We start from the raw sequence: 11,636 nt of genomic DNA, 5'->3' as shown, positions 1-11,636 counted from the left end.
CTACTACTCTATACTACGCCATCTTAATGGTCAACAAGAAATCTCGGTTTGTTGGCGATTTCTTCAGTTTGTCTATGATAAGGGATAAGGCTCCCGCTTCGTCCACATTCACCATTCTGCGCCGTAAAAGCCAGATTCTGCCAAGGTCTTCCTCACCCATAAGCAGCTCTTCCCGGCGTGTTCCAGACTTGGTAATGTCAACAGCGGGGAATATTCTCTGTTCCGCAAGTTTTCGTGAAAGATGAAGCTCCATGTTGCCTGTACCTTTAAACTCTTCATAAATGACATCGTCCATTCTGCTTCCCGTATCCACGAGAGCTGTTCCTATAACTGTGAGACTCCCGCCCTCTTCTATATTTCTGGCCGCGCCAAAAAATCGTTTGGGAAAATAGAGGGCCGCGGGATCCATACCACCTGACAGTGTTCTCCCAGAAGGAGGAACAACCAGGTTTGAAGCTCTTGCCAGACGGGTAATGGAGTCTAAAAGGAGCACTACATCCTTGCCTGTTTCCACAAGCCTTTTCGCTTTTTCAAGGGCGAGATTAGCTACGCGAAGGTGCTCTTCAGCAGGACGGTCAAAGGTGGATGCGATTATTTCTCCATCCACAGATCTGGCCATATCCGTAACTTCTTCAGGGCGTTCATCAATAAGCAGCACCATGAGTATGATATCGGGGTGGTTGACGGTCACCGCATTAGCTATCTTTTTCAAAACCGTGGTTTTCCCTGCCTTGGGGGGAGAAACCAAAAGGGCACGCTGCCCCTTTCCTATAGGAGCAAAAAGATCTATCAGTCGAGTAGAGATTTCGTCAGGGTCTGTCTCTAGCGTCAATCTGGAATCGGGGAATATGGGGGTTAAGGTTCCGAAATGGGGCCTCTTCCGTGCGGCTTCAGGATCGGCAAAATTCACCATTTCTACCCGTAAGAGGGCCTCATAATGTTCCTGATCCTTTGGAGGCCTCACCATTCCCCAGATGACATCGCCGTTGCGAAGTCCAAAACGCCGAATCTGGGAAGCAGAAACATATATGTCGTGATCGCTGGGCAACAATCCCTTTGGCCGCAAAAAACCGTAACCCTCGTTCAATATCTCAAGGGTTCCACCGCCAAAGCGATAATTCAGCTGTTCTGCCTGTGTTGTAAGTATAGAAATGATGAGATCATCTTTGCGAAGATTAGAGAAGCCGGTTACTCCTATATCTTTTGCTATCTTACGAAGTTCAGTTATGAGCTGTGAAGAGAGCTTTGCAAAATTATATCTCGGTCTCGGGACTGTCTTGGTTTCAGTCACTTCGGTCTCCGCCTCAGCTTCTGTTTCGTTCATCTCAGGTGTCTCCACCTCAGGTGTAACATCGAGAATATTATTCTCTGGATTCTGATTATCTGTCATGGCTTTTCCGATACCCCTCCCAGTCTAAAATAAATTGCTGCAAGCCTTTTTCTGTTAATGGATGATTGAACATCTGCTTCATAACTTTGAAAGGCACCGTCGCAATATGAGCGCCAGCAAGGGCGGCCTCCAGCACATGGGCTGGATGGCGAACGCTGGCTGCTATAATTTTTGTTGCAATGGAATGTATATGAAACACATCTGCGATATTTCGAAGAAGACCGCAACCCTCTTCGCCGATATCGTCAAGTCGTCCGACAAAGGGACTCACGTATGTTGCCCCGGCAGCGGCGGCAAGCAGGGCCTGCTGAGGTGAAAACACCAGGGTCACGTTAGTAGAAACTTTTTCTTTTGAAAGCGCCTTAGCAGCTCCCATACCTTGTGGCGTCATTGGAATCTTCACTACAACGTGAGGCGAGAGTGCAGCCAACTGAAGCCCTTCTCGAATCATGCCTTCAGTATCTGTTGCTATAACCTCCGCGCTGACAGGACCTTCCACAATACCTGTAATTGTCCGGATCAGCTGATGAAAATCCACAGCCCCCTCTTTGGCTACAAGAGAAGGGTTTGTTGTCGCTCCTGATATAACTCCCCAGGCAGCAGCCTGTCTTAACTCATCAAGATTAGCCGTATCAAGGAAAAATTGCACCTATATCCCCTCTTCACTCTATTTATTATGGAACTTTTACCAAACTGGAAATTTCGAAATTCAGGCTGGAATACACTGTTCCCTCGTAACAGACCCGCACATCATAGGCTCCAACGGGCAGTGGCGAACCATCTTCCCGCAAAAGGCAAAACACCTTTGATCCCTTTCCTGGAGAAAGCAGAAGAACTTCTGAATAGACAAGGTGATCTCCATAATACCACTTTATTCGAATGTCACTTCTTTTACTGGCAAGACTATAGTCAAAACACAGGCAAAGCTGACGTATTCCAGACATAAACTGCGTTCCCGTATGGAGAGGACGCATCTTTTCGTCCACTTCGTCGCAGAGCACCATGTTCTCGAGTTGGAAGGAAGAATCTGCCGTTCGCCGATTGTGTTTAACAGCCCAACAGGAAAAACCGAGAAGAAGCACAATAGAAGACATTACCAGAAGGAGAAAAAATCTCCCATTCCTAGACATTATACCCATCGCCCCTCGAATATGACAAGTTCGTAATATAAAAAGATTTTATTCAGATCCAGAAATGTCGTTAATTATGCCTGATCTGGTACTAATACCAGCGGTAATACACTTATACAATATAAAAACATTCTCCTCAGGACGGAGCTGATCGTGTTATGAAAAAAAGATCTCAGGCATCAAGAGTTTCTTTTGGAGCTGTAATGGCCGCCATAGTAGCTGTGGCAACCCTCATAAGTATTCCCATGCCAGGATTCAGGCTCTATTTTAACATGGGAGAAGGAGTGATCTACACTATTGCTCTCATTTTCGGCCCTCGATATGGCGCATTATGCGGGGGTCTTGGCGCTTCTATTGCAGATCTCATTTTAGGCTATCCTCTGTGGGCCCCCTTTACCCTTGTTATTAAGGGACTGGAAGGTTATGTCGCGGGAAAGCTTCGCAACAAGAATAAGACTCTTGCCATCGCAGCCGGCGCCTCCGTTATGATCACAGGGTACACCACCATGGCCGCCATTCTCTATGGCGCAAAGGCCGCCCCAGTGGAGCTGGCCACCGATCTTCTGCAGACAGGCATAGGCGCCATCGTTGCGTTGGTGTTGTCGCCTATGATAGAGAAACGTCTGAAGCCTTCTTTTCTCTCAAACTCATAGCAGCCTGCCACCAGTCGCGTAAGGCATTTACCAACCGAAGATGTTCATTAAGGGGGAATCCGTCAACAGAGGGTTCCCTCCTTTTCGTTACGCCATCCACAGCCCCTGCCTTAAAAACCGCCGTAAGAAGATCTTCTTCCTCTTGCAATGATTGCCCGAGCCATCGGGACTCCCGTAGAGAAAGAAGGGCTGTCAAGGCATATCCTCCCCAATTTGACACATCCACCGGCAAAGCTATGTCTGCCTGGGTTACAGATAAAGAGCTTTCATACTCTGGCACAAGGCGGGCAAGCTCTGAAAAGAGAAGTCCCATCCCCGCCTCATTTCCGCCATCGCCAACGGCGAGGACTGGAATTCCTTTCTGCTGAGCAAGAAATATCCCATCATCAAGGGGCGCTGTCCATTGGGTTATATCCTCTCCCCGCATATTGTGATAGCCGCCAGAGGAAGTTTTTCCAAGGCGCTCAATATAGATGAAGACATCAAAAGAGGCATATTCCATTATTTCTTCGGCCGTGGAAACCGCAACTACCGGCGGTCCATCTATGGCCTTGCTTGCCGCCTCCACCACCAAACTACAAAGGGGGTCGGTAAAAATCACCGCAGAGCGGCCAGACCAAACAAGAGCCCGCCCCAGCACAGCAGCGCCAGAAGGGCCATCGGTTTCTGCCGCCCGGGCTGAAGGAATATAGAACCCCGTTACAATAGCCACAGAAGAAGAGCCCGCCAGCAGGTTCAGTGCTTTCGACAGATAAAGAGGCTTACATAATCTGGACGCAGACCTTCCACCCTTGTCAGCACCCACCAGGGAACAAAGATCAGCGAGGTTTTTCATTTTTATATGCTCAGCTTCTCAACGAGTTCCAATTTTTCGGGACTCAATATTTTGTTAACCTGCCATGAATCGGAGAGAGAACAGAGACTCATCTGATGGGCAACAGTCCCCACCATCATCCCCTTTTTGCCATCAAGAAGGGATTCAACAGCAAAGGCTCCCATACGAGAGGCGAGAATGGCGTCAAAGGACGTTGGGCTGCCCCCTCGCTGAATATATCCCAAAACCGTAACCCTTGCATCGTATCCTGCCGTATCCTTAAGCTCACTGCGAAGGGTCGCCGCAGACATGGCCCCTTCCGCTACTATAATAAGGGAGTGGGTCTTGCCCCGGGCCCTCGTATCGTGAAGCTTGTCGCAGAGGCGCCCCAGGCTGAAAGGCAGTTCGGGCACCACAAGATACTCAGCTCCGCTGGCAACAGCCACTTCAAGGGCAATAAAGCCCGCTTCCCGTCCCATTACTTCAACAATAAAAAGCCGATCATGGCTGCTGGCCGTATCACGAAGCTTTTTAACGGCTTCAAGAGCTGTATTAACGGCCGTATCAAAGCCTATGGTCTCATCTGTGCCCGCCACGTCATTATCGATGGTACCGGGCACTCCTATGACAGAAACCCCTTTTTCGTAAAGTTTCTGCCCCCCTCTGAACGATCCGTCTCCACCAATAATGACAAGTCCGTCAATTGCCGCATTCTTTAACTGGAACAGGGCCCGATCCAATCCAGCCTCTGTTTTAAACCGTTCGCTTCGGGCTGTCTTAAGAATCGTACCGCCCCTATGGATGATTCCCCCCACAGAAGCCCTGTTCAAAGGCACGAAATCGCCATCGATCAGCCCTTCAAACCCCCGCATAACGCCTACCGCCTCGAGATGGTGATAAATGGCCGTTCGTACCACTGCCCGGATAGCTGCGTTCATACCTGGGGCGTCTCCTCCGCTCGTGAGCACTGCAACCCTTTTCACGTCGTCATTTCCTCCTCTACAAATAAAAAAGGGACGGCTATGCCGTCCCCTATTGTCACAAAATATTACTGATGCTGCAACTCTTCCACACGTTTCTGTACCTGCCGCAACTCTTCTTCCACTTCTGCCAGCTGTCCTTCAAGGTCTTTCTTCTGGCCATTGAGCACATCAAGACGCTTTATAAGGCGGTCAAGCTCAAGGCGGGCCGCGGCCTTGCCAGCATAGAGCCTCTCGGGGTTATCATCCACCACATCCCATATATATTCAATGGTTTTGCTCATGGTCACAGAACTAATCCCGCCGTTTACTACGAGGCGAATGGATTTTACCCCCTCAAGAATGGGCTTGCCCTTCTCGTCAAACCGGGGGAAATAGATAAAGCCGTCACGCTTGCCCTGCAACTTAAAGTTAAAACGCTTATCGTAGTCCACGGGTTTCAGTTTGTTCTTGCCCACCCACAGCGTAAGCTGGTCGCCAAAAGGCGCCATGTGCATGGACGGCCCCCTATTGTCAAACTCAATAAAAATAGGAATGTACTCTTCTAAAGTTAGTGTCTTCAGAAGTTCATATTTATACTGCTCTGCCTCATCAGACGTCCACAGATTCTTATTAGCTTCACTCTGCACCAGGGCCTCTATATATTCTGCGGCATAATAGGTTGCGGTAATCCATACTTCGCTTCCCATATCATCCTTATAATGGTTTGTCTTCGACCATCGCCGCAATATCTTCTCATCGGCAAAGCCTGGTGCCATAATACTCAATATAAGCACGGCAGCACATATACACACAAGGCATTTTTTTAGCTTCACAGAAAGTCCCTCCTCAGGTTCTACACAAGCTGAATGTCATTATACACTGGAAAAGCCCATGAAAAAAGGACCTCCCCACATTACGGAAGGACCCTTAAAAAGTTACTACGGTACGAAGTCTGATAACCCTGTCATCCTTGCCAGGCGTTGTCCCGCTGTTTTCGATCTTGTCATAGGCAAGCTCGAAAGAAAGGCCCGGCGTGTAGTAGTATTTAACGCCAAAGGTCCAGTTCTTCATGTTTTCTGCATCAACATAGCGGGCTTTGCCCGCAAAATAGCGGTGGAAGGTCGTCCACTGATTATTCCATTTCCGGGTCAAAAGGACAGAAAATACATTGTCCCACTCTCCCCTATAATAAAGATCAGGAGCACCAGCAAAGTAAAGGGCTGCATTATATGCCGCCGCGCCATAATCATCCCATGGCCCGGATGTCAAAACATAAAAGTACTCATCAAAATTCACGTACTCACGCCAAAGGAAAGTGAACCCAAGGGCATTGTCACCTTCCCAGTCATAGCCCCGGTGGATCATTGGTACATCTATAGAAAGACTCGCAGCAAACGTCGGTGCGACGAAAGCGGCCAATGCGACAACTGCTGCGAGTGCAAAAATCTTTTTCATAGTTGCGCACCCCCCGGTTGTCTTTATACTTGCGGCTAAAAGCTGTCGGCTCTTCTTTTTTACCGCGTACGCTCAACTCAATTACACTCTAAATTATTTAATTTCTTTAATAAAACAAAAACCCTACTTTAATAAGGTACTAAATTATCACTTTTTTTGCAAGTAGAAAATATAAAAAAAGGGTCTCCCGTACGGGAGACCCTTTTGATTAACAAGCAACGTTCTTCAGTTCAATTAGAATGTTACGCGGGTACGAAGTCTGATGACGTTGTCGTCGTTGGCAGCCACAGTCTGGCTATTTTCGATCTTATCATAGGCAAGCTCGAAAGAAAGAGCTGGTGTGTAGTAGTACTTCACGCCAACGGTCCAGTTGGTTGTATCGTCAAAGCCCGCACCTGTTGCACGAGCGCTTCCGCTCAGGTAGCGCTGGAAGGTTGACCACTTGTCGTTCCATTTCTGGTTCAGGCTTACGAAAAGAATGTTGTCATATGCGCCAAGGCCTGTATCGGTAACTGTACCGTAGTTATCCCACGGGCCATCTGTCCATGCTGTAAAGTTCTCGTCAAAGTCTGTATATTCAACCCAAAGAGAAGTGAAGCCAAGAGCGGCCTGTTTCACATCAAGAATGGCCTGCCATGCTGCTGGGCTATCTTCGCCAGCGGCAACATTGAGATCCTGATTGTAGTAAGCTCCCTTGAATCCCCAGTCAGAATTAAAGTTGAATCCAAGAGCTGCCCACCAGACTGACTCGTCATCAGCTACATCATAGGCGCGTGCAATGTAGTTTCCAGACATCCAGAAGTTCTCGTTGAAGTTGAACTTCACACGGCCAGCGTACTCATAGTATTCATCTGCAGCATCGTCATTACGTGCAACATACATCGCGAAATCGCCCATGCTGAAGGGTCTGCCAAAGTAGAAACCATTGAGAGAACGGTCGGTGAACCAGGCATCGTTGTCTGTATAGAGACCATCGTCGTCTTCCCAGTCGAATGCCCAGAGACCTGCCATCATATTGACGTCCCAGGGAAGGGCCACGTCGATCCAGTAGCGCTGCCAGGCAACGTTTCCATTTGCGTTTCCAAGACGAGCTGTGAACTTAACTTTATCATCAACCTTTTTGCTCATCCAGATGCGGTAACGGTTCAGGTTGAAGTCTACATCGCTGCCGCCTGCGCCTGTGTAAAGGCCGCCTGCCTGATCAGCAAACTTCGCGTCGAAGCGGAATTCGCCCCAGAATTTCCAGCCGCCAAGGTTCTCTTCGAGAACGGCTACTCTGCCGTCGAGTTTGTCGACCTTCACGCCAAGTGCGTCAAGCTCGTCTTTGAACTCAACAACAAGTTTCTTCAGCATCTCAACATCCTGCTTGCTGGCCTTCTCCATGTCAACTACGGCCAATGAGCGGGCTACAAGAGAAGCCATTTCATAACGGGTCATGGGCTGGTTTCCTTTGTAGGAACCATCGGGATAACCGGAAACGACACCGCGAGAAGCAAGCTGGCCTACTGCGTCATAGGCCCAATGGTTCATAGGTACATCCATGAAAGGATTGGCAGCGAACGCCGGTGCGGCGAAAGCAACCAATGCTACTACTGCTACGAGTGCAAGAATCTTTTTCATATTTGTGCAACCCCCTTGGTTGTCTTTATATTTGCGGGATCACACATTCTTATCGGAAGACTAGTGAGAAGTTTCCTCGTTTCCTTCTTTGGTGTCCTCACTCAAGAACTGTGTTTTCTCCGCCCTCAACATCCGCTCCCTCTTTTTGGCTGGGGGTTGTCGGCACCTCCTTTCTTGCCTTCAGAGATTATTACGGATGAATGAAGCTAGTGAACCAAGTCAAATTGTCAAAGGACTCAGTAATTTCGCTGACTATGCTACCGTGAAATCCCTACGATTGGAATAGGCCCTAAGACTCAATTCCATAGTTCTCCCGTTGTAGACTGAATCCGAGAACAGTCCAGAATAACACGGCCGCCTTATATCGGAAGGAGAAGACATCCCCTCCAATACTGTATAAAAGTATTGACAATATTGTAACCCAACAGACAAGAAAAAGCCACCGCCACTTGTCAGCGCCGGTTTTAAAACGCTGAAACCCTTTTTTCAAAGCAACCCCAAATAGATAGAGCATTCCTATAAGGGTTGGAATCCCTCCGTAAATTAACAAGTTTAAATACATATTATGTGCATCAGGGGCTTCCTTTATGTGATTTTCCGGAACGTAGCGTTTTTTCACTTCTTGAAATTCTTCTCGGAATCTGCCCCATCCCCACCCAGTAATCGGTTTTTCCTTCACCATATAATAGGCAACTTGCCATATATCAGACCTGTTTGTGGTTAAATGTGAAATATCATGAAAACTCGTAATTTGTTGAACCTCTTTCGAGAAACGATGAAAAACTTTCTTAAAGGTAGAGTCCGCGGTGACGTGCCCTACTAACGCGACACATATAAAGATAAGAATAAAAAGTGCCGTTATCTTTCTAACCCTTTTACTGTAGTAAAGGAGGAAAAACAAGCTAAAGACACAGGCCATCCAGGCTGCTGTCGTAAAACTTATTATAAGGGCTATAAAAACCAGGATGCTTACAGCAATATAACCAAAGGATTTAATATGGGATTTTTCTACCATGTTGGCGCTGCCTGGATATAAGAGGGCAAAGGGGAAAATAAGGCATACGTAAAGCCCAAGGGAATTGATGTTGGAATAAACACCTTCACCCAGGGGGTTCTGGGCTATTTTGAAGAAGGAAAAGGCCATGGTAACAATAACGGTCATGTACCAGACATGAACCCATCTATTTACATTTTTCTCTTTTCGCAACACGTAGGCAGCCAACCAGCACGCAAAAACAAACTCCACGAGCATCGAGTAACCGCGGCCCCATAAAGCAAAGTCGTTTTTTGCGAACCAGGTGACAACTCCTCCCCATATGAGAAGGGCTATAAACACAAAGGAAACCGATCTATCAAATACAGCCGGCAGCGATTCTCTTTTAATAGCCTTCAGCGCCAGCCCTATAAACACCAAAAGCCATCCCAGATATCTTGGGACAGGCCCCCAGGGGGACCAGAAAAGAGACCATAAAAAGCCAAATTCAATAATGCGATCTGCAACCATTGCAATGCTCCTTTGAAAGTGTTGTGAAAACTATTTTAAAAGATTGTCACATGCCTGCAAAGCATCTTCCACACTTATATGCCCGAGACATTTAAGACGATTGCCTAAAAGACATTTTTTCCCTTCGTCACATGGCGCACAAGGAAGCTGTGGAAGAAGAACAATATGGCGGTTTCCCCATGGTCCAAATCTATCGGGGAGAGAAGGCCCATATATTGCCACAGTAGGAGTCCCCATAGCGCTTGCCAGGTGGAGGGGGCCTGAATCATTGGTTACAAAAAGGTCGGCCTTTTGCAATATAGCAGCTATTCGAGGCATGGGAACACGCCCAAACAAATTAAGAGTATAGTCTGACGGCAACGACTTGACAATACGAGAAGCAATGGTTTGCTCCTCTTCTGTATATCCCATAATTCCAATGAGGCATTGACGCTTCTCTATAAGCCTTTGAGAAAGCTCTATAACATTTTCAACTGGCCAGCGCTTATGTTCCCGACCGCCAGGATTTGCAATTACGAGCTTTTTTTGAGGAAAAGATAAGAGCGTTTCTTCTGCATACTGTCGTTCTTCTTCTGGAACATAATAGCTCATTGAACGGGAAACGATAGGGACTCCCAGAGCATATATCTTCTGTATAACCCGCTCCGCCTCATGAATCGTTTTCGGCAAAAAGGGCCTTTTCAAGAGAAGAAGAGGAGCGTAACGGGCCCCGATAAAAAGAGGCATAAGGGTTTCACGAAGGTCTACCACAAGGTCAAAATGTCCCTTTCTCATAATACGAAGTGCCCGAAGCCGCCCTTTGAAACCGTAGAACTCAGATGTTGGAGACCAGCGGTCATAGGGAACCAGATCACTCCACATGGGATCATGTTTGAAAACATTGACAACGGTAGGCCCAGCCCAAAGGGTAAAACGCGCCTTTGGCAAATAATGCTTTAGGTTATTAATTCCCGGCATTGAGAGCAACATGTCTCCAATGCATGAAAGACCTATAACCAACACGCGGGAGATGTGAGCAGGGTCTATACGCATATTTTTCTCCTATTTCACTAAGAACTTGTAATAGCCGGCGTACAGGGAAGAAATTCTTTCTACATCGAAGGAAGAAACCTTCTGTTTAGCTTTTTCGAGGATAAGGTTTTTAGTGGCCGTATCTGCATCCAAAACCTGAGCCAGAGTGATTTTCATGGAGGCGGCGCTGTCTTGCGGAACCAGCCAGCCCTCTGCGGAGTGGGTTATCATGTCGAGCGGACCTCCCATATGAGTGGCAACACAAAGCAACCCTGATGCCATGGCTTCCAAAAGGGATAGGCCAAAGGGCTCTGGCAAACGAGACGGCAACACATATACATCTGCGGCCCAGAAATAGGGGCGAATATCATCGACAAAGCCCAAAAAGATTATTCGCGGATTTGAACCAGCGAGGTTCTTCAGCTTTTCTTCTTCTTCACCAGTACCTGCCAACAACAACCATGTATCTTCACGATCAAGTTTTTTAAAGGCTTCGATCAGAACATCAAAACCCTTCCAATCAACAAATCGCCCCGCCCCGATAATGATCTTGTCTTCTGGGACTATAGCATACTTGCCCCTGACTGTTTGGGGGTTAAAGCCAGGAGGTCTGTGATAATAATGAGCATCTATGGCATTAGGAATGACATCAATCTTTTGCGAATCCATGCCGCTCTCTATGGCTTGCTCTTTGATATAAGAAGAAATAGCAATGGTTCTATCTACAAAGCGAAAATACTTGCTTTTCGGTCTTGAATCTATGGTGCCCACCACAGGGATTCCAAGTTTTTTCCCCCAATATCCGCCTATGACAGCGGCGGAAAAAAGACGGGTATGGATAAGGTCGGGAGAAAGCCGCTTCAAAAGCTGCCCAAACCCCTGGCACACCCATGGAGCCCAGGAAACAACGGGCTTGTAGGGAAAAACGGGGATTCCTCTTTCCTGAAACTGAGCTGACAGTGTTCCCTGCCCGGGACAAAGCACTACGTTATCAATGCCCTTTGATTGCATGCCTAGTATAAGTTGAATCCAGGGGATAGCCCACGATAAGTTCCCTTCGTTGACGTAGTGCAATACCCTCATACAAATCACTCCCG

General features: G+C 47.6%; 12 protein-coding genes. 1 reads left to right on the top strand and 11 read right to left on the bottom strand.

Annotated features, from left to right (window positions below; translation table 11 throughout):
- Window positions 1–13: 13 nt before the first annotated feature.
- From rho to B2U56_RS04810, 3 genes are read right to left on the bottom strand one after another with little or no spacing between them, the layout of a single operon-like run.
- Window positions 14–1,324 (bottom strand): transcription termination factor Rho, encoded by a 1,311-nt coding sequence (rho, locus tag B2U56_RS04820; protein ID WP_286677353.1) that lies wholly within the window; start codon window positions 1,322–1,324, stop codon window positions 14–16.
- Between the two features lie 55 nt (window positions 1,325–1,379).
- Window positions 1,380–2,039 carry a fructose-6-phosphate aldolase gene (fsa, locus tag B2U56_RS04815; protein ID WP_273015472.1) on the bottom strand — a complete coding sequence of 220 codons (660 nt, stop codon included), beginning with the start codon at window positions 2,037–2,039 and terminating at the stop codon, window positions 1,380–1,382.
- A 25-nt stretch (window positions 2,040–2,064) separates the two neighbouring features.
- The gene (locus B2U56_RS04810; RefSeq protein ID WP_213700603.1) at window positions 2,065–2,520 is read right to left on the bottom strand and encodes a hypothetical protein; all 456 of its coding nucleotides are present in this window, start codon (window positions 2,518–2,520) and stop codon (window positions 2,065–2,067) included.
- Between the two features lie 158 nt (window positions 2,521–2,678).
- On the opposite strand from B2U56_RS04810, the gene B2U56_RS04805 reads away from it, so the two are divergent.
- Complete coding sequence (locus tag B2U56_RS04805; protein WP_286952607.1) at window positions 2,679–3,173, top strand: ECF transporter S component; 495 nt, start codon at window positions 2,679–2,681, stop codon at window positions 3,171–3,173.
- Here the strand turns inward: B2U56_RS04805 and B2U56_RS04800 are convergent.
- The 8 genes from B2U56_RS04800 to B2U56_RS04765 all read right to left on the bottom strand — a co-directional run bounded on the left by B2U56_RS04800 (window position 3,127) and on the right by B2U56_RS04765 (window position 11,622).
- On the bottom strand, window positions 3,127–4,008 hold the full coding sequence (locus B2U56_RS04800) for a DUF4392 domain-containing protein (RefSeq protein WP_013048860.1): 882 nt from the start codon (window positions 4,006–4,008) through the stop codon (window positions 3,127–3,129). The genes B2U56_RS04805 and B2U56_RS04800 overlap by 47 nt on opposite strands.
- 2 nt (window positions 4,009–4,010) lie before the next feature.
- The gene (gene pfkA / locus B2U56_RS04795) at window positions 4,011–4,970 is read right to left on the bottom strand and encodes a 6-phosphofructokinase (protein ID WP_013048861.1); all 960 of its coding nucleotides are present in this window, start codon (window positions 4,968–4,970) and stop codon (window positions 4,011–4,013) included.
- Between the two features lie 65 nt (window positions 4,971–5,035).
- A complete protein-coding gene (locus B2U56_RS04790) occupies window positions 5,036–5,782 on the bottom strand; it encodes a hypothetical protein (RefSeq protein WP_013048862.1) in 747 nt (248 codons plus the stop codon).
- 94 nt (window positions 5,783–5,876) lie between these two features.
- On the bottom strand, window positions 5,877–6,404 hold the full coding sequence (locus tag B2U56_RS04785) for a hypothetical protein (protein WP_213700602.1): 528 nt from the start codon (window positions 6,402–6,404) through the stop codon (window positions 5,877–5,879).
- Window positions 6,405–6,638: 234 nt separating this feature from the next.
- Window positions 6,639–8,024 (bottom strand): S-layer homology domain-containing protein, encoded by a 1,386-nt coding sequence (locus tag B2U56_RS04780; protein WP_286952605.1) that lies wholly within the window; start codon window positions 8,022–8,024, stop codon window positions 6,639–6,641.
- 289 nt (window positions 8,025–8,313) lie between these two features.
- Window positions 8,314–9,528: an O-antigen ligase family protein gene (locus B2U56_RS04775; protein WP_286952603.1), complete on the bottom strand. Its 1,215-nt coding sequence runs from the start codon at window positions 9,526–9,528 to the stop codon at window positions 8,314–8,316.
- A 30-nt stretch (window positions 9,529–9,558) separates the two neighbouring features.
- Entirely contained in the window at window positions 9,559–10,560 is a 1,002-nt protein-coding gene (locus B2U56_RS04770; RefSeq protein ID WP_013048866.1) for a glycosyltransferase family 9 protein, read from the bottom strand.
- A gap of 9 nt (window positions 10,561–10,569) precedes the next feature.
- Window positions 10,570–11,622, bottom strand: a complete 1,053-nt coding sequence (locus B2U56_RS04765) for a glycosyltransferase family 4 protein (RefSeq protein ID WP_013048867.1) — start codon at window positions 11,620–11,622, stop codon at window positions 10,570–10,572.
- Window positions 11,623–11,636 lie beyond the last annotated feature (14 nt).

Source organism: Aminobacterium sp. UBA4987, assembly GCF_002396985.1.
Taxonomy (GTDB): domain Bacteria; phylum Synergistota; class Synergistia; order Synergistales; family Aminobacteriaceae; genus Aminobacterium; species Aminobacterium colombiense.
Note: the sequence above shows the minus strand (reverse complement) of the source record. Positions and strands in the feature narration are given on the sequence as shown.